The organism is Kineococcus sp. GCM10028916 (genome assembly GCF_042674865.1).
In the GTDB taxonomy this organism is placed as follows: Bacteria; Actinomycetota; Actinomycetes; order Actinomycetales; family Kineococcaceae; genus Kineococcus.
In genome coordinates, this window is the sequence record NZ_JBHTFM010000021.1 from 91,107 (window position 1) to 109,483 (window position 18,377).

At 72.5% G+C, this 18,377-nt stretch carries 13 protein-coding genes; 11 read left to right on the plus strand and 2 right to left on the minus strand.

What is annotated here, in order from left to right; translation table 11 throughout:
- Positions 1-216 precede the first annotated feature (216 nt).
- On the plus strand, positions 217-1,929 hold the full coding sequence (gene ctaD / locus ACFQ46_RS22285) for a cytochrome c oxidase subunit I (protein ID WP_380262692.1): 1,713 nt from the start codon (positions 217-219) through the stop codon (positions 1,927-1,929).
- 413 nt (positions 1,930-2,342) lie between these two features.
- Here the strand turns inward: ctaD and ACFQ46_RS22290 are convergent, their stop codons facing one another.
- Entirely contained in the window at positions 2,343-2,981 is a 639-nt protein-coding gene (locus ACFQ46_RS22290; protein ID WP_380262205.1) for a TetR/AcrR family transcriptional regulator, read from the minus strand.
- 79 nt (positions 2,982-3,060) lie between these two features.
- Here ACFQ46_RS22290 and ACFQ46_RS22295 point away from each other — a divergent pair, with 79 nt between their 5' ends.
- The 3 genes from ACFQ46_RS22295 to ACFQ46_RS22305 are packed head-to-tail and all read left to right on the plus strand — an operon-like array spanning position 3,061 to position 9,097.
- Positions 3,061-5,088, plus strand: coding sequence for an amidase (locus tag ACFQ46_RS22295; protein WP_380262207.1), 2,028 nt, complete (start codon positions 3,061-3,063; stop codon positions 5,086-5,088).
- Positions 5,089-5,126: 38 nt separating this feature from the next.
- Entirely contained in the window at positions 5,127-8,009 is a 2,883-nt protein-coding gene (locus ACFQ46_RS22300) for an aminotransferase (protein WP_380262209.1), read from the plus strand.
- A gap of 47 nt (positions 8,010-8,056) precedes the next feature.
- On the plus strand, positions 8,057-9,097 hold the full coding sequence (locus tag ACFQ46_RS22305) for an agmatine/peptidylarginine deiminase (protein ID WP_380262211.1): 1,041 nt from the start codon (positions 8,057-8,059) through the stop codon (positions 9,095-9,097).
- On the opposite strand, the gene ACFQ46_RS22310 is transcribed toward ACFQ46_RS22305, so the two are convergent.
- The gene (locus ACFQ46_RS22310) at positions 9,091-10,044 is read right to left on the minus strand and encodes a sugar phosphate isomerase/epimerase family protein (RefSeq protein WP_380262213.1); all 954 of its coding nucleotides are present in this window, start codon (positions 10,042-10,044) and stop codon (positions 9,091-9,093) included. The genes ACFQ46_RS22305 and ACFQ46_RS22310 overlap by 7 nt on opposite strands.
- A gap of 302 nt (positions 10,045-10,346) precedes the next feature.
- Between ACFQ46_RS22310 and ACFQ46_RS22315 the strand changes: the two genes are divergently transcribed.
- The 7 genes from ACFQ46_RS22315 to ACFQ46_RS22345 all read left to right on the plus strand — a co-directional run bounded on the left by ACFQ46_RS22315 (position 10,347) and on the right by ACFQ46_RS22345 (position 18,368).
- Complete coding sequence (locus ACFQ46_RS22315; RefSeq protein ID WP_380262215.1) at positions 10,347-11,264, plus strand: HD domain-containing protein; 918 nt, start codon at positions 10,347-10,349, stop codon at positions 11,262-11,264.
- A gap of 24 nt (positions 11,265-11,288) precedes the next feature.
- Positions 11,289-12,377, plus strand: coding sequence for a Gfo/Idh/MocA family protein (locus tag ACFQ46_RS22320; protein ID WP_380262217.1), 1,089 nt, complete (start codon positions 11,289-11,291; stop codon positions 12,375-12,377).
- Entirely contained in the window at positions 12,374-13,309 is a 936-nt protein-coding gene (locus tag ACFQ46_RS22325; RefSeq protein WP_380262219.1) for an MBL fold metallo-hydrolase, read from the plus strand. The genes ACFQ46_RS22320 and ACFQ46_RS22325 overlap by 4 nt, the downstream gene beginning before the upstream one ends.
- The gene (locus ACFQ46_RS22330; RefSeq protein WP_380262221.1) at positions 13,306-14,871 is read left to right on the plus strand and encodes a YcaO-like family protein; all 1,566 of its coding nucleotides are present in this window, start codon (positions 13,306-13,308) and stop codon (positions 14,869-14,871) included. The genes ACFQ46_RS22325 and ACFQ46_RS22330 overlap by 4 nt, the downstream gene beginning before the upstream one ends.
- Positions 14,868-16,175 (plus strand): glycosyltransferase family 4 protein, encoded by a 1,308-nt coding sequence (locus tag ACFQ46_RS22335; protein WP_380262694.1) that lies wholly within the window; start codon positions 14,868-14,870, stop codon positions 16,173-16,175. The genes ACFQ46_RS22330 and ACFQ46_RS22335 overlap by 4 nt, the downstream gene beginning before the upstream one ends.
- Positions 16,176-16,186: 11 nt before the next feature.
- Positions 16,187-16,906, plus strand: coding sequence for a PIG-L deacetylase family protein (locus ACFQ46_RS22340; protein WP_380262223.1), 720 nt, complete (start codon positions 16,187-16,189; stop codon positions 16,904-16,906).
- 169 nt (positions 16,907-17,075) lie between these two features.
- Positions 17,076-18,368 (plus strand): MFS transporter, encoded by a 1,293-nt coding sequence (locus tag ACFQ46_RS22345; RefSeq protein WP_380262225.1) that lies wholly within the window; start codon positions 17,076-17,078, stop codon positions 18,366-18,368.
- Positions 18,369-18,377 lie beyond the last annotated feature (9 nt).

The following is an 18,377-nucleotide window of genomic DNA, read 5'->3' on the forward strand; positions in this document are numbered from 1 at the left end:
CATCGTGCCCAGGTCCGGTGGGACCGGCAACCGCACCGGACTCGAGAGGGGCACTTGCCTCCGGGGACCGGGACGACCATGCTGGTTCCGTGCTCCCGGTGGACCACCCGCCGGAGTGATCGTCTGCAGCCACGCGGACCCCCTGCCCACAGCCCAGGACGAGCCGTGACGACTGCGCCGACCGAACCCACCACCCGTCAGCCCCGCGAGGTTCCCGTGCCGCCGCGGCGCGGGTCGGTGCTGGCCCGGTGGTTGTCCAGCACCGACCACAAGGTGATCGGCAACCTCTACTTCGTGACCGCGTTCGTGTGGTTCCTGCTGGGCGGAGTTCTCGCCCTGCTGATCCGGGCGGAACTGTGGGAGCCCGGCATGCAGGTGTACGCGACGAAGAACGAGTACAACGCGTCCTTCACCATGCACGGGACGATCATGTTGCTGCTGTTCGCGACGCCGTTGTTCGCGGCCTTCGCCAACGCGATCATGCCGTTGCAGATCGGGGCCCCCGACGTCGCCTTCCCGCGGTTGAACATGCTGTCCTACTGGCTGTACCTGTTCGGTGGCGCCATCGCCGGGGCGGGATACCTCGTGCCGGGCGGCCCCGCCACCTTCGGCTGGACGGCCTACGCTCCGTTGTCCGACCAGGTCCACAGCGCGGGACTCGGGGGCAACTTCTGGGTGATGGGTCTGGCCCTCTCGGGGTTCGGGACGATCCTCGGTGCGGTCAACTTCATCACCACGATCCTCTGCATGCGCGCTCCCGGCATGACGATGTTCCGAATGCCGATCTTCACCTGGAACGTCCTCCTCACCAGCGTGCTGGTCCTCATGGCGTTCCCGGTGCTCGCGGCCGCGCTGCTCGCGCTGGCCGCGGACCGCATCCTCGGGGCCCACGTCTTCGAGGCCGCGAACGGCGGGCCGCTGCTGTGGCAGCACCTGTTCTGGTTCTTCGGGCACCCGGAGGTCTACATCATCGCCTTGCCGTTCTTCGGCATCGTGACCGAGATCTTCCCGGTGTTCAGCCGCAAGCCCGTGTTCGGCTACAAGGGTCTCGTCTTCGCGACGATCTCCATCGCCGGCCTCTCGGTGACGGTCTGGGCCCACCACATGTTCGCCACGGGCAAGGTCCTGCTGCCGTTCTTCTCGTTCATGACGATGCTCATCGCGGTCCCGACGGGGGTGAAGTTCTTCAACTGGATCGGCACGATGTGGCGCGGCACGCTGACCCTGGACACCCCGATGCTGTGGGCGGTCGGGTTCCTCGTGACCTTCCTGTTCGGCGGACTGACCGGGATCATCCTGTCCGCGCCGCCGCTGGACTTCCAGTTGCACGACTCCTACTTCGTCGTGGCCCACTTCCACTACGTCGTCTTCGGGACCGTCGTCTTCGCGATGTTCGCGGGCTTCTACTTCTGGTGGCCGAAGCTGACCGGGAGGATGCTGCACGAGGGCTGGGGCAAGCTGCACTTCTGGATGCTGTTCGTCGGGTTCCACACAACGTTCCTCATCCAGCACTGGCTGGGTGCGGCCGGGATGCCGCGTCGCTACGCGGACTACCTCCCGGGGGAGGGGTTCCAGAGCATGCACCAGATCTCGTCGCTGGGTTCCTTCCTGCTGGGTGCCTCGATGCTCCCGTTCCTGTGGAACGTCTACCGCACCGCGCGCCACGGCGAGCGGGTCACCGTGGACGATCCGTGGGGTTTCGGGATGTCGATGGAGTGGGCGACGTCCTGCCCGCCGCCGCGGCACAACTTCACCTCGCTGCCCCGGATCCGGTCGGAGCGTCCGGCGTTCGACCTGCACCACCCGCAGGTCGTCGGTCACGACACGCACGACGCGGCGAAAGGGCTCCTCGGTGGCGTCTACGGAGCCGCGGACCTGCACGCGCGCGAGGAGGACGTCGGACCGGGCTCACCCCAGTCGCGCGACTGAACCTCCGCTCGTGACGTTCACCGGTCCAGCGTCGGCTCCGCTCCGGGACGGGACCGACGGCAGGTCCGCAGGGACCGCGCGACCAGGGCCGGTCGTCGGGGTGGATGACCTCGCTCAGTCGCCGCGTCAGGGGCGCGCCCGAATCCTCGATGTGGAGCGGCGCCGCGCACTTCGTGTCCTGGACCACCCGCGCACTGCGCAGGTCCAGCTCCGCTGCGGGAATGGCCGGAGGATCCGCCCGCACTCCTCGCTCGTCGACCGGACCGTGGACGTCCTGGCACCTGCCTGAGATGGACGTGGGGAACGCCGCCGTCGCGGTTCCGTCCGCGGCCCCGACGGGGAGGTGGTGGCGACCCGCGGCGCTGACCGTCGCCGCGGCGGGGTCTCCCGCGCGTTGCGTTCCGGAGAACGGCTCAGGCCGTCGCCCCGCCGGGACGGGCCGAGGCGACGAGCATCTCCAGACCCATCTCGAAGGCGCGCGTCGCCACCGGGTCGTGCGGGTCCTCGTCGGCCAGGGTCGCGAACGCCGCGGTGAACGTGGGGAAGGCGGCCTCCTGGCCGGTGGGGTCGAAGACGACGCTCGGCCCGGACATGTCGAGGACGCTGCCGAGGACGAAGGACTCGAACGCCGTCAGCAGGGGCAGCACGTCGCGCTCGGGCCAGCCGACGGCTGCGGCGGCCACCGCGAAGTCCTCGTACTGGGCCAGCAGGACGGGGGCCGAGGCACGCTCCGTCATGAGCAGCGGTATCGCCCGGGGGTGGCGCGCGAAGGCGCTGCGGTAGGAGCGGGCCCACGCGCGCAGGCCGTCCTCCCAGGGCAGGGACCGCAGCGGTCCCGAGTCGATCCGCGCGGAGACCAGGGCCCGCACGTCCTCGATCATGGCGGCGCGGTTGGGCACGTGGTTGTACAGCGAGGCGGGGTTGACGGCCAGACGGGCGGCGACCCCGCGGATGCTGGCGGCCTCGGGGCCCTGGCTGTCGATGAGGGCGAGCGCCGTCCGGGTGATCAGTTCACGGTTGAGCAGTGGACGCGTCGGTCTGGCGATGGGCACCTCCTGGGAAGGCGCCGAGCCTACGCGTCACGGGCGGTCAGCCTGCTCGGAACCCTGGCCGTCGGAAAACAAACGGTGTATGTTTCCCGCCGTGGACACGAGGCCCTTCACCGTCGTCGAGGCGAGCATCGAGCAGCTGCGGGACGCCCTCGCCGCGGGCACCGTCACCAGCGTCGAACTGGTGGCCCGCTACCTGAACCGCATCGGCCACCACGACCGTTCCGGCCCCCGGTTGAACTCCGTCCCGGTGCTCAACCCCGCCGTCTTCGACGAGGCGCGGGCCTCCGACGAGCGCCGCGCGCGCGGTCGGGAACTCGGGCTCCTCGACGGGATCCCCTTCACCGCCAAGGACTCCTACCAGGTGAAGGGGTTGCCCGTCGCCAGCGGTTCTCCCGCCTTCGCCGACCTGGTGGCCCGCGACGACGCCTTCGCCGTCGCGCGGTTGCGGGCCGCGGGGGCGGTGTTCCTCGGCCTCACGAACATGCCGCCGATGGCGGCCGGCGGGATGCAGCGGGGCGTCTACGGACGGGCCGAGTCGCCCTACAGCGCCGACCACCTGACCTCCGCCTTCGGCTCCGGGTCCTCCAACGGCTCCGGCACGGCGACGGCGGCCAGCTTCGCCGCCTTCGGTCTGGGGGAGGAGACCTGGTCGTCCGGACGGGCGCCGGCCTCCAACAACGCCCTCGTCGCCTACACCCCCTCACGCGGGGTCGTCTCGGTGCGCGGCAACTGGCCGTTGGTCCCCACGATGGACGTGGTCGTCCCGCACACGCGGTCGGTGCGCGATCTGCAGCACGTGCTGGACGTGGTGGTCGCCGACGACCCCGACCCCTCCGGGGACCTGTGGCGCACCCAGCCGTGGATCGACCTGCCCCGCCCCTCGCAGGTGCGCCCGCCGTCGTTCGCCGACCTCGAGGACCTGCCGTTGGCCGGACTGCGCCTGGCCGTTCCGCGCATCTACGTCAACGCCGACCCGGACACCAGGCACCCGATCCGCACCCGCGACAGCGTGATGCGGTTGTGGGCCGACCTGCGCACGGACCTCGAGGCCGCCGGCGCGGAGGTGGTCGAAACCCCCTTCCCGGTCGTGGACAACTACGAGGAGCTCCACGCCGGGGACCGCGACTTCGTCGACCGGGGTTTCGTCAGCCAGCAGTTCCTGCACGACGAGATCGGCGACCTCTCGGTCTGGGCGATGGACGACTTCCTGCGCCGCAACGACGATCCGACCCTGAACCGGCTCGCCGACGCCGATCCCGCGCGCATCGTCCCCGCCCCGCCCGGCGCGCTCGAGGACCGCTACGGGGTGTTCGCGTTCGACCTCGCCTACGACATCGCCGGGTACGTCGACCGCGCCCGGCAGGAGGAGTGCGACTGGCGCACCATCGAGAGCCTCGAGGAGGGGTTGCGCGGGCTGGAGCACACCCGCCGCGTCGACTTCGAGGACTGGCTCACCGCCGAGGGTTTCGACGCCGTGGTCTTCCCGGCGGCCGCCGACGTCGGGCCCGCCGACGCCGACGTGAACCCCGCGTCGGCCGACCTCGCCTGGAGCAACGGCGTGTGGGTCTCCAACGGCAACCTCGTGCCCCGTCACCTCGGCATCCCGACCGTGACCGTGCCGATGGGCACGATGGCCGACACGGGGATGCCCGTCGGCCTCACCATCGCCGGCCCCGCCTACAGCGACACCCGGCTTGTCCAGCTGGCCGCGGCCGTCACCGCCCTCCGCGAGCGCCGGACGAGCCCGCCACGCACCCCGGAACTGCCGGACGAGGCGGTGTTCGCGGTCGCCCGGCCCGTCGCGACGGGGGAGCTCGCCGTCACCGTGGACGAGGTGCGCCTCGACGCCGACGGAGTCGTGCGCTTCTGCGCGACCGTGGTCGGCGGGGAGAGCTTCGAACACGCGGCCTTCGTCGACGGGGTGCGCGTCGCCTCGACGTCGGAGCGAGGTCGCCTGCAGGGCACAGCGCAGGTCGACGCCGGAGCCCACCGCGCGCCCGTCAGCGACTGGCTCGCCCCGTTCGGGCCCCTCGTCGTCGTCCTGGTGCGCGACGGGTCGGGCGCGGTCGCGGGTGCCGTCGCGACGACACCGCTGTCACCGCTGTGAACGCCCACCCGTCCCGTCCTGCCCCCGAGGGAGACGCCGTGTCCGAGGTCTTCGACTACTTCGCCCAGGTCGACCTGCCCACCCCGACGCTCACCGACGACGAGGTGCGCCGTCACGTCGCCGAGGTGTTCGGGGTCGAGGTCGACGTGCGATCCCTCGGGAGCCAGCAGGACCAGAACTTCCGGCTGTTCCCCCGGGGCTCGAGCGAGCCGCTGGGGGTCCTCAAGCTCAGCAACCCGGTGTTCAGCGAGTCCGAGATCGAGATGCAGGACGAGGCCGCGGCCGTCGTCGCGCACCGCCATCCCCGCCTGCGCGTGCCGCGTCTCGTCGACGGTCCCCGCGGGGTGATGTCGGCGTGGTGGGACACGACGGGCGGACGTCTGCACGCGCGGGTCATCGAGAACGTCTCCGGGCGGACCCTCATGGGCTCGAGGTACCTGTCCCCGCCCGTCGTCGAGGCGATGGGGCGACTCGCCGCCGCCGTCAGCACCGCCCTGTCCGACTTCACCCACCCGGCGCAGACCCGGGTGCTGCAGTGGAACCTGCGCCACGCGGACCGGGTCGTCGACACCCTCCTCCCGCTCGAACCGGACGCCGCGGTGCGTGCGGTCGTGGGGGCGGCCGCCGCGCAGGCGCGCCACGCGCTGGCCCCGGTGGCCGCGGGACTCCCGGTGCAGGCCGGGCACTTCGACGTCACCGACGACAACGTGCTGCGGCCCGAGGGTGGGGTCGTCCCCGACGCGGTGATCGACTTCGGCGACGTGTGCGCGTCGTGGCGGGTGGGCGAGATCGCGGTGACGGTGTCCTCGACCCTGCACCACGACGGCGCCACGCCCGAGAGCGCGCTGACCGCCGTCCGCGCCTTCGACCGCGACCGTCCGCTGGACGACGACGAGATCACCGCCCTGTGGCCGCTGGTGGTCCTGCGCGGTGCGGTGCTGGTCCTCAGCGGCCGGGCCCAGGTGCGCCTGGACGAGCAGAACTCCTACGCCTCCGACGCCCTCGACCGCGAGTTCCGCATCCTGGAACAGGCCACGTCGGTACCGCTCGCCGTCCTCACCGCCGCGACCCGCGCGGCGCTCGGACGACCGGTGGCGCCGGAACCGGCGTGGGTGGGGGACACCCTCCTGCCTCACGTCACGCACCGGGTCGAACTCGACGCCTCGACCGAGTCGCCGCTGAACGACGCCGGTGCCTGGCTCGACGCGTCGACCCTCGAGACCGCCGCCCTGGCGGCCCTCGACGCCGGCGCCGAGATCGTCACCGTGCCCGCCTGGCGACCGGTCGTCACCGGCGCCCTGCCGCCGCCGGCCGGCACGGCCGAGACCGTGTCCACCGGCGTGACCGTGTGGCTGGCCCGACCGACGGCTCTCGGGGTGGGTTCCGGTGAGGTCAGCCGGAGCGCGCAGTCGCTCCGCTGGACGTCGGCGGGAGGGACCGTCACCGTCACCGGAGAACTCGGGAACGACGGGTCAGGAGTGCTCCCCGCCCGCACCCGACTCTTCGTGCAACGTTGCGCCGCAGGACAGGACCCGTCACCGGCGCGGGTGACACCGCGGCTCGCGCGGGCGTGGCGGGCGGTCGTCGGTGATCCCGGGGCGGCGATCGGCGTCCCCTCCGAGGGAGAGCGCGGGGGAACCGGCGACGACGTCCTGCGCCGCCGGCACCGCGTGCTCGCCGAGGTGCAGGAGCACTACTACGCGGTGCCCCCGCAGATCGAGCGGGGTTGGCGCGAGTTCCTCCTCGACGTCGACGGCCGCGTCCACCTCGACATGGTGAACAACGTCGCGTCGGTGGGCCACGCGCACCCCCGCGTCGTCGCTGCGGCGGCCCGTCAGATGCAGTTGCTGAACACCAACTCCCGGTTCCACTACCGAGCCATCACCGACTACGCCGAGCAGTTGTCCGCGACGCTGCCCGACGGGCTCGACACGGTGTTCTTCGTGAACTCCGGTTCCGAGGCCACCGACCTGGCCGTCCGGCTCGCGATGGCGTCCACCGGACGTCCCGACGTCGTCGCGATGCGCGAGGCGTACCACGGCTGGACCTACGCCAGCGACGCGGTGTCGACGTCGATCGCCGACAACCCGAACGCCCTCTCTTCGCGCCCCGCGTGGGTGCACACCGTCGACGCGGCGAACTCCTACCGCGGGCGTCACCGGGGCGCGGACGCGTGGCGCTACGCCCCGGAGGCCGTGGCCGTCATCGACGGGCTCGCGGCCGGCGGACGTCCGCCGGCAGGGCTGATCTGCGAGCCGTACTTCGGCAACGCGGGCGGGGTCGCACTGCCCGAGGGGTACCTGGAGCAGGTCTACGCCGCGGTGCGCCGCCACGGTGGTCTCGCCATCGCCGACGAGGTGCAGGTGGGTTTCGGACGCCTGGGGGAGTGGTTCTGGGGTTTCCAGCAGCAGGGTGTCGTGCCCGACGTGGTGGCGGTGGCGAAGTCCATCGGCGCCGGCCATCCGCTGGGGGCGGTGATCACCCGCCGGGAGATCGCCGACCGCTACCGCACGCAGGGGTACTTCTTCTCCTCCACCGGCGGGTCGCCCGTCTCGGCCGTGGTCGGCTCGGCCGTGCTCGAGGTGATCCGGTCGGAACGCCTGCAGGACAACGCCCGCGAGGTGGGCGCGCACCTGAAGCAGCGGCTGGAGGACCTCGGCCGCGAGCACGACCTCGTCGGCACCGTGCACGGTTCCGGCCTCTACCTCGGCGTCGAGTTCGTGCGTGACCGCACCACCCTCGAACCCGCCACCGAGGAGACCGCGGCCATCTGCGACCGCCTGCTGGAACTCGGGGTCGTCATGCAACCCACCGGCGACCACCTCAACGTCCTGAAGGTCAAACCACCCCTGTGCGTCTCGCGGGCGTCGGTCGATGTGTTCGCCGACGCGCTGGGACACGTCCTGAGGACCGGCTGGTGACCGCCGGGCACGCGAACACCGACGTCCCCGAACCGAGAGGAGCTGTCATGTGGCAGATGCCCGCTGAGACCGATCCGCACGAGCGCACCTGGATGGCGTTCCCCCGCGAGGGGTTCACCCTCGGCGACGGGGCGCAGACCCGGGAGGATGGGTACCGGGCCTGGACCGACGTCGCCCACGCGGTGGCGCAGTTCGAACCCGTGACGATGGTGGTCGACCCGAGCGAGACCGCCCGGGCCCGGCGCACGCTCGACCCGGCCGTGGAGATCGTCGAGGCCCCCCTCGACGAGTTCTGGATGCGCGACGTGGGTCCGACCTTCGTGCTCGACCGCGATCGTCCGGCAGTTCTCGGCGCCGTCGACTGGATCTTCAACGGGTGGGGTGCCCCGGACTGGGCGGAGTGGCAGAAGTCCGCGGACATCGCCCGGGTCGTCGCCGAGCACGTCGGCGCCGAGGTCGTCGACTCCCTGCTGGTCGCCGAGGGTGGCGGTCTGCACGTCGACGGCACCGGCACGGTGTTGCTGACCGAGACCGTGCAGCTCGATCCCCGGCGGAACCCGTTCGCGGACCGGAGGCGGGTCGAGGCCGAGATGGCGCGCACCATCGGTGCGACGCAGGCCGTCTGGCTCTCGCGCGGTCTCACCCGGGACTACGACGAACTGGGCACCCGGGGTCACGTCGACATCGTCGCCACCTTCGCCGCGCCCGACCACGTGCTGGTGCACCACCAGCGGGACGAGGCACACCCCGATGCCGCCGTGTCGCGCCAGTGCCGGGCGGAACTGCAGGCGGCCTTCGAGAGGATGGGCCGCGCGGTCACCCTCACTGATCTACCCGCCCCGGCGACGCTGCGCGACGGGACGGGCCCCGTCGACTGGAGCTACATCAACCACCTCGTCGTCAACGGCGGGGTGGTGGCCTGCGGTTTCGGCGAACCCGAGGCCGACGCCCGCGCCCGCTCGATCCTGGGCGAGGCCTACCCGGGCCGCACCGTCGTCACCGTCGACGCCCGCCCCCTGTTCGAACGCGGCGGCGGCGTCCACTGCATCACCCAGCAGCAACCCCGGACGACCGGACCGGCTCAGTGAGCCGCGGCGGTGCTCCTCGTCTCCAATGACGACAGGTCGATCGACCGGGACGGCCGCGCCAGGGACGGGAAGCGCTCGCGGAGGAACTCCTCGCTGCGCTGAGCGGCGTCGCGGTGCACCGGGTCGTGGTCGTAGAGTTCCACGCTGATCCAGCCCTCGTACCCGTCGGCCAGGACCCGGCCCACGGCGTCGAAGTCGACGTCCCCGTCTCCGGGAACGAGGTGCGCGTGCACGCGGTCGGCGATGTCCTCCACCTGCAGGTGACGGGTGATCGGGAGGTGGCGGGAGAGTGAACCCAAGGCGTCCTCCTCCTCCACGACGCAGTGTCCGAGGTCCTGGCTGAGCCAGAGGTCCGGGCTCGCCGTCCGTTCCAGCACGACCGCGACGTCGGCGTTCGTCCGGCAGTGGAACCCCGGTTCGGGCTCGATGCCCAGGACGGTGCTGCCGCGGGGGAGGCCCGCTGCGTCGAGGGTTTCGTGCAGCGTGTCGAGCAGGACGGTCAGGGCCTCGTCCAGCCACGCGTCGGCCTGGGCCGCAGCGACCTCGGGACGCCGCCTGCCGGTGGAGAACACCACGAGCGGAACTCCGACGAGAACCCCGATGCGCACGCTGCGCTGCAACAGGTCCAGCCGACGGGCCCGTTCCGCGGGGTCGGGATCCACGAGCGCGGGTTCGAAGGCCTCCTCGCTCAGGAGGTGCGGGTCCCCGGTGGCCAGGCTGCACGCGACCATGCCGGTCACCGCGAGGGTTTCGCGCAGGCGGTCCGCGTCGGTGGCGGAGAACGTCCACGGGTCGACGTGCTGGGCGTTGAGCGAGAGTTCGATGCCGTCGTACCCGCGGTCGGCCAGCGTCCGGACGGCGTCGTCGAGGCTCACCGAGCGCAAACCGTTCGCGTTGTAGGCGAGACGGGCGCGCGAGGTCGAGGGGGTCAGGGAGGTTTCGGGCACAGGTGCTCCTCGTGGTCGCGTGAGTCGCGGTGGAGGGGAAGAGTCAGATCAGCCTGGCAGCGGTCTCGGTGCTGCGCCCGACGACGATACGCACGATCTGACCGAGTGCGCTTCCGGAGTCACAGGACGTGAGAATCGTCACGGGGAGTCCGGTGTGCGGACTCCCGGGGAGCGGGGCACAGTGACGCCGTGCCGTTCACCGTGCCGAGCGCAGGAGCTCGAACCCGCCGATGACCCTTCCTCGACCCGTCTCCGTTGCGGGGCCCGACCCCGCAAACTCTAGTTCCCCCGCAGGTCCGGTGGTGGAACCCTCCACGCTGCAGCTCCTGCGGGAGGTGGCGGACGTGAAGCGCCTGCGCGACGCCCGGGGACCGGGTTCCCTCGCCGACCGCGCGTTCGTCCGGTCCTGGCGCGTTCTCCTGCAGGACTGGTCGGTGGAGCACGTCCTGGCCCTGGCCCTGCGGGAGGTGGCCCACGCCCTGGTCGCGGCCCGTCTCGCCGGGGTCGACGCCGGCGTCCTGGCCACGGCCGGTCTGGACCGGGGTGAACGTCTGCTCGTGCTGCAGCGCGCCTTCGACGCCGTCACGGCGACCGCCGAGGGCGGTTTCGGTGACCTCGCCGACTTGCGCTCCGCGCTGGACCCGGACCCGTTCGCGGAGGAGCTCCTCCCCGCCGCACCGGCCTTCGTCGACGCTCTGGTCCGGCAGCCGCGAGCCGGGGCCACCCACCCGGTGCTGCCGCGCGTGGTCGTGGAACCCCCCGAGAGCCACGGCGACCACTGCTTCGTCACCGCGGTGTACTCCGCGCTCGTCGCACCGCGCTTCGACGTGGGGCGCGGCGAGGCGTTCCTCGTCGCACTGGCTCACCACCTGCCCAACGGCGACCTCCCCGACGCCGGGTTCGGGGGCGAGGTCCTGCTGGGGGAGCACTACCTGCGCGTGCTGGCGGCCCTGGAGCAGCGCTCCCTGCAGCAGCTGCCGCAGGGCCTCGCGGAGCGCCTGCGGGTGCTGCTGCCGCAGCGCGAGACCACCGACACCCCCGTGGGGCGGGTCTTCAACACCGCTGACGTCCTGGACCGCGTGCTGCAGGTCCACCACCACGCCCGCGAGGCGGCGTTCACCGCCGCCCAAGCGCTCGACGACCTGGACATCGTCCACCCCGGCACCGTCCAGCAGTTCCAGCTCGGTGTCCTCGCGGGCGCCGGCATCCCGGTGCGCTGAGCACCCCGTCCACCGAGGAGTCCCGTGAACACCCCTGACGAACTGCACGACGGCGAGCGGACCGGCTGGGTCATCGCCGGAGCGGGCTGGGTCGCCCGCGACCACATGGCCCCCGCCCTGGCCTCGTCGGCCACCAGCCGGGTCGTCGCCGTCGTCGACCGTGACCTGGGGGCGGCGACCGCCCTCGCGGCTCGCTTCCCGGGCGCGCAGGCGCACGACGACCTGGCCACGGCCTTCGCCACCCCGGGGGCGCAGATCGTCTACGTCGCCACCCCGAACCACGCCCACCGCGAGGTCGCGCTGGCCGCGGCCGACGCGGGGTTGGCCGTCCTGTGCGAGAAGCCGCTCGCGGCGAGCCTGGAGGACGCCGCGGCGCTGGTCGCCGGGTGCGAACGCGCCGGAGTGGTGGCCGCGACGGCCTTCGACCAACGGTTCCACCCCGCCCACGAGGTGATGGCCGAGTTCATCGCCCGGGGCGACCTGGGCACCGTCACGGCCGTCCGCATCGTCTACGCGTGCTGGTTGCCGCCCGGGTGGGCTCCGCCCGGCAGCACCACGGGTGACAACTGGCGCGTCGACCCCGTCCGGGCCGGTGGCGGGGCCTACATCGACCTCGCCCCGCACGGTCTGGACCTCGTCGGCACCCTGCTGGGCGAGGACGTGTCCACGGCCACCACCCACGTGCAGCACCGCGTCCACGACTACGCCGTCGACGACGGTTCCGTCCTCGTCGGCAGCACCCCCTCCGGGGTGCTGGTGACGATCTCGAACTCGTTCAACACCGTCGAGACCCTGCCGCGCCGTCGGCTCGAGATCGTCGGTACCGCCGGGCAGCTCGTCGCCAACGACACCATGGGACAGGACGCCGGTGGCCGCGTGGAGTTCATCGACGCCGCCACGGGTGCGTCCCGCGACCTGGAGTTCGACACCACCACCTCGCCGTTCACCGGCGAACTGCGGGCCCTGGAGGCCGCGGTCACCGGCGGGGAGGACTGGCGCTTCCCGATGTCGCGCGACCTGCGCCTGCTGAACCTGCTGCACGACGCCCTCGGCGTGGACGTTCCGCCGTCGCGTCCGGCCCCGGAGAACCGACCCGTGGAGGCACGAGCATGACCGGACCCGACGACGCCCACGCGATGCGCGGTGTCCGCGCCGCGGAACTGGCGCCCCTGCCCACCCGGGCCCACCGCGAGCACCGTGCCTACTCCTGCACGAACTGCGGCCACTGGCAGCGCTGGTTCGCGCACACCCCGCCGCCGTCGTGCCCGGTGTGTTCCGACGTCCGCAACGCACTGCCCGTCGACGGGTTCGAGTTCCTGCGCGAGACCGAGGTCGACGCGCTCGTGACGACGTCCTGGCGCGAGGCCGTACCGGGGGTCACCGAGTTCTGGTGCGACCCCGTCGTGGGGCTCGGGTCGCACGGCTGGGTGCTGGAGACCTCCGACGGCCTGCTCGGCTTCGAGGCCGCCCCGTGGTACTCCGCCGACGCGCTGGCCGAACTGCGCCGCCGTGGTGGCCTGCGCGTCCTGGCCTCCAGCCACGTGCACGGTTTCGGTGGGTTGTGGCAGTTGCAGGACGAACTCGACCCGCCGGTCGTCGCCGTCGGCGTCCACGACCTCACCTGGACCAAGGCCTTCCGCGTGACCTGGCCGGCCGACGACCGGACCGAGCTGGCAACCGGGATCACCCTGCACCGCACCGGGGGGCACTTCCCCGGGCACAGCGTCCTGCACGACGCCGATCGGGGACTGTTCTTCTGCGGCGACTCCCTCAAGATCGACCTCGACGAGGATGGCAACGCCGCGGCGCTGAGCGCCCACAAGGCGTTCCACGCGCAGATCCCGCTGTCCCGGGCCGAGTTGCGCAGCATGCGCGAGATCGTCGGGCAGCTGGAGTTCGACACCGTCTTCAGTCCCTTCGAGTTCGCGCGCGGGGTCACCACGGCCCACGTCGTGGCCCTCGTCGACCACATGCTCGCCAACCCCCCGTCGGCGTCTCCGGTGCCGATGGACCTGCTGACCAGGACCGTGGAGGTCTTCGCGTGACCGCACCCCGTCGCCTGACCGTCGACCACCCCGTCCAGGAGGGGCAGGACCACCTCGCGACCGAACGCTTCCGCGACGTCCTGGGGGAGCGCGACCGCTTCCAGTTCCCGACCTACCGCCTGGACACCGTCGGCATCCCCTCGTGGTGGACGATCGCCGCGACCGGCGACGCCGGGGTGGCCGCCATCGGCCACGGGTACGGTGGCACCGACGCCGACGCCCGGCGCTCCAGCTGGGGCGAGTCCGCGGAACTGGGTCTGCTGCGCCGCACCGTGGCCACCCTGGAGCACCGGCGCGCCACGCGGAACGAGCTGGTCGCCGAACTCGGAGCCGACGCCGTCCTGGACCCGCCGGCGGTGTGCCTGGACGCCGGCGCGCCCTACACGCCCGACGTGACGCTGAACTGGCTGCCGTTGCAGCGCTACGGCACGGGGGAGCGCGTCTGGGCCCCCGCCGACGTCGTGCTGCGCGACTCCGACGAACTGCCCGACGGTTTCGTCGACGACCTGCCCCGCCTGGTGACCCGGCACGGCAACGGCCTCGGCGCCGGCGACAGCCTGGAACGCGCTGTCGCGCACGGGATCGGAGAACTCCTGCAGCGCGACGGCAACGGGACCCGCTTCCGGGCCCTGGACACCGGCGTCGTCCTCGACCTCGGCCCCGACGACGGGCTCGTGACCGACCCCGTGACCCGCGACGCCCTGGCCCGGCTGCGGGCGGCGGGGGTGCGGGTCGTGCCCAAGCTGGCCAACGACTGGTGGGGCATCGCCAACATCACCGTCGTCGGCACCGACGACGACCCGCTGCAGCCGGTCATGGTGACCGCCGCCGGCGAGGCCGCCCACCCCGATCGTGAGGTGGCGCTGCGCAAGGCCGTGCTGGAGTTCGCCGCGGCCCGCTCGCGCAAGGCCTTCACCCACGGCGACCTCGACGCCGTCCGGGACATCAGCCCCGCCGGGTACGTCGAGCGCTACGCCGCCGACCCCTCCACCCAGGAGGAGCGCGCCCTGCGCGGGATGCTCGGCTGGCTGGAGAAGGACGCCGCCCAGCTGCGAGCCCTGCTCGAACCCGTCGTCCTGGCCGAGCGCAGCCGACGTCGCTTCGACACCCTGCCGACGTGGCGGGCCCCTGAGGGCGTCGACGAGCAGCAGGCCCTCTGCGCCCACCTCGTGGGTCTCCTGCGCGAGCGCGGGTTCGACGTGCTGGTGCTCGACTGCTCCGCCGGGCCCGTCGCCGTGGCCCGGGTCGTGGTGCCGGGGCTCGAGGTCGAGATCGTCAGCTACGGCCGGATCGGGGAACGCGGGTTGGTGGACCTCCTCGAACGCGGGGACGGTCGAACGGGCCTGCACGGCATCGCCGGCCTCGGGGTGCCCGGACAGGACGGGGTTCCCGCCTCGGCCGAACCCGTCCACCTCACCGACGCTGCCCGGGAACGCCTCGGCGGCCCGGCCTGGTTGGACCGGGCCGCGCTCGACCGCGTCCTGGGGGAGCTGTACCCGCTCTACCGCGAACCGGCACTGCACGCGGCCGCCGTGGCCCGCGAGAACGGATGGACCGCATGAGGATCTGCCTCGTCTCCCGCCGCTACTGGCCCGCCGTGTCGGGCATGAGCGTCTACGCGGAGAAGCTCGTGGAAGGTCTGGTCGCCCGCGGCCACGAGGTCGTCCTGGTGTCGCAGTTCCGCGGTGACCCCGCCGGCAGCGCCGTCTACGGCGGCGGTCCGCCGCCCGCGGACCGGGTTCCGGCCGGGGTGCGCGCGATCGGGTTGGAGGCGCTGGGGGAGCAACGGTCGGGCGAGGGTCTGCCCGCCGACTTCGACGCCGACATCGCCACGATGCGCGAGACCGTGGAGCGCCTGCACGCCGAGGAACCGTTCGACCTGCTGCACGCCCAGTACGCCTGGCCCACCGGGATGGCCGTCCTGGAGGCGTCCGCGTCCCTCGGCCTGCCCTCGGTGGTCAGCGTGCAGGGAGGCGACGGGCACTGGGTGGGGTTGTGCTGTCCCGCCCACTCCGTCGGGATCCGCACGGTCCTCGACCACACCGGGGCCGTCCTCATCGGTTCCCGGACGTTCGCCGACGAGGTCGTGGACCACCACGGGACCGACCCGGAACGGTTCGACCTGGTCGGTGGAGCCACCGACACGCAGGCCTTCACCCCCGCCGACGAGGTCGCCGTGGGTGTGCTGCCCGCGGACGGGCCGGTGACGCTCCTCTTCCACGGCCGCGTCGACCGTCGCAAGGGCGTCCTCGACCTGCTGCACGGTCTCGCGGCGCTGCGCGCGGAGGGCCGTGACGTGCGGCTCCTCGTCTCCGGCATCGGCCCCGACGTCACCGCGGTCGCCGAACTCGTCATCGAACTGGGCCTGGACGACGTCGTGGAGCAGCGGGGCTACGTCCCCTACACCGCGGCGCCCGCCGTCTACCGCGACGCCCACGTGTTCGTCTCGCCGACCCAGTCCGAGGGTTTCTCGAACACGATCCTGGAGGCCATGGCCGCCGGGCTCCCCGTCGTCACCACCCGCACGGTGGGCGTCGTGGACTGCGTCCGCGACGGCGAGAACGGTCTGCTCCACGAGGTCGGCGACGTCGCGGGTCTGGTCGACGCCCTGCGTCGTCTGCTCGACGACCCGGCCCTGGGGCCGAAGCTGGCGCAGCAGGCGCTGAGCGAGGTGCGCGAGGTCTGGTCCTGGCCGGCTCTGACGGAACGCGTGGAAGCCGTCTACCACCGGGTCGTCGCCACGCCGCCGGACACCGCGTGGACTCAGGTCCCGCCCGCCGAACGGCCCACCAGCAGGGGTCGGGGCGTGGAACCCACGACCGCCGACTCCGACTGCCGGTTCCTCGTCACCCCCCACCTCCTGTGAACCGCGCCGGGGTGGACCCCGCGCGGGTCCTCGCCGTCTCCCCGCACCTGGACGACGCGGTGTTCTCCGCCGGGGCGCTGCTGACCGGGTTGGTGGCCGCGGGGGCCGAGGTCACGGTGCTCACCGTCTTCACCGGCAGCGTGGCGGACCCGACGGGTTTCGCGCTGGCCTGCCAGACCGACAAGGGTCTGGCCGACGACGTCGACTACATGGCCCTGCGTCGTGCCGAGGACGCCGAGGCCGGCGCCGCCCTCGGCACGACGGGTTTCCACCTCCCCCTGCTCGAAGCGCCGCACCGCGGGTACCACAGCGCCGCAGCGCTCTTCGGGCCCGTCGTCCCCGGGGACGAGGGGTGCCCGGTCGCGATCGGGGAGGCCCTCACGGCGTTCCTCGACGAGCGGTTCGGGGGTTCCGTGGACCTGCTGCTGGGCCCGCAGGCTCTCGGCGACCACGTCGACCACCGCCACGTGCGCACGGCGGTCGACGCCCTCGCCCACGACCGGGATCTGCGCCTGGCCCGCTGGGCGGACACCCCCTACGTCCTGCGGGCGGGAGCGGAGGCTCCCCTCGGCGACCCCCGGTACCCCACGGAGGAAGAACTCGACGCCAAGGTGGAGGCGTGCGCCGCGTACGCCACGCAACTCGGTTTCCAGTTCGACGGGACGGATGCGATGGTCCGCGCCCTGCGGGCCCTGCCGGAAACCTTCTACCCACCGCTACCGGTGGACTGACCCCCGAGCTGACCTCGGGCGTCTCGACCTGCTGGTGACTCGACCGTTCCCCGTTCGACGCGTGCGCTCTCCTCCTTCGTCCAGGGCAGTGTGGGTGAGTGACGAGAACGCCGCGCCCACCGTTCGTGATCCTCACCCCGGACCGGGGTCTGCTCTACGGTCGTGACCTGTGGCACACACCGCAGTGGGCAGCGAGAAGCCCCCGACCTGGTCGCGCGAGAACAGTCGCTCCCGCTGGGGGTTGCTCGTGGCGCTCGCCGTCGACAACGTCGGCTCCGGCCTGTTCCTGCCCCTGGTGCTGGTCTACAGCGTGCAGGTCGTCGGCCTCTCCGTCGGGTTCGCCGGAACCCTTCTCTTCCTGGGTACCCTCCTGGGCCTGGGCGCACCGCTCGTCGTCGGGACCGTCGTGGACCGCTTCGGACCCCGCCGCGTCGTCATCACCTCCCAGCTCCTCCAGACCGTCGGGATGACCCTCTACCTCCTGGCCGGCACCGTCGGCAGCAGCGGGGGAGCTGGGTGGGGGTCCGGGGTGGTCCTGGCGATCGGTGGGGCGGTGCTGGTCGCGGCGGGTACGCAGACCTTCTACAGCTCCCTGTTCTCGCTGATCTCCGCCGTCGCCGGTGACGGTCCCAAGGACGGTGCCTTCGCCCACGTCGAGATGATCCGTTCGGCCGCCTTCGGCCTCGGGGCCCTGGTCGCTGCGGCTCTCCTGACCTGGCTGGACACGCCCGCCCTGCGCATCGCCGTGGCCGTGGACGCGCTCACCTTCCTGTTGGCCGCGGGCCTGCTGTGGCGCCTGGTCGCGGGCGACCTCCGGGTCCACCGCGCAGACGGAGCCCCAGCGGCACAGCCGGTCACCACCGGTGCCCCCCGTCCGTGGCGTGACCGCCCCTTCCTCGTCCTGCTGGTGCTGATGGCCCTGACCGGTCTGGCCACCGACGTCTTCCTCGTGGGGTTCTCCGTCTGGGCACTGGACCGCCTCCACGCACCCGCCTGGGTCCCCGGCGCGTGCGTGGTGCTGCTGACGGCCGTCACCAGCACCGGTGCCGGCCTGGTCGTGCGGTGGACGAGTACGTGGAAGCGCACCCGCACCGTCGCCCTCGGAACCGCGCTGACCATCGTGTGGTGCGCGATGTGTGCGGGCGCACCGCTGATCGGCAGGTCGTGGCAACCGGTGTGGCTGCTGGTCGCCACCGGCGTGCTGGCGTGTTCGGGGATGCTCACCGGTCGGGTGATGGCGATGGCTGAGGCGTCCGCGCCGGTGCACGCCCACGGTCGGTACATGGCCACGGTGCAGTACAGCTTCAACGCCGCCGCGCTGCTGGCGCCGCTGCTGGTGGGGTTGTTCGCGGTGGGGTCGTGGTTGCCGTGGGCTGCGGTCGCGTCGGGCTGTGCGGGGGCGTTGGTGCTGTTGCCGTGGTTGGCCCGGCGGCTGCCTGCTCGAGCGGTGAGTGCGCAGTAGGCGCCCAGC

Bases quoted from the DNA above. Each gene is read 5' to 3' on its own strand.
- ACFQ46_RS22295 (WP_380262207.1), top strand. From the start codon at position 3,061: ATGTTTCCCGCCGTGGACACGAGGCCCTTCACCGTCGTCGAGGCGAGC.
- ACFQ46_RS22335 (WP_380262694.1), top strand. From the start codon at position 14,868: ATGAGGATCTGCCTCGTCTCCCGCCGCTACTGGCCCGCCGTGTCGGGC.
- ACFQ46_RS22325 (WP_380262219.1), top strand. From the start codon at position 12,374: ATGACCGGACCCGACGACGCCCACGCGATGCGCGGTGTCCGCGCCGCG.
- ACFQ46_RS22305 (WP_380262211.1), top strand. From the start codon at position 8,057: ATGTGGCAGATGCCCGCTGAGACCGATCCGCACGAGCGCACCTGGATG.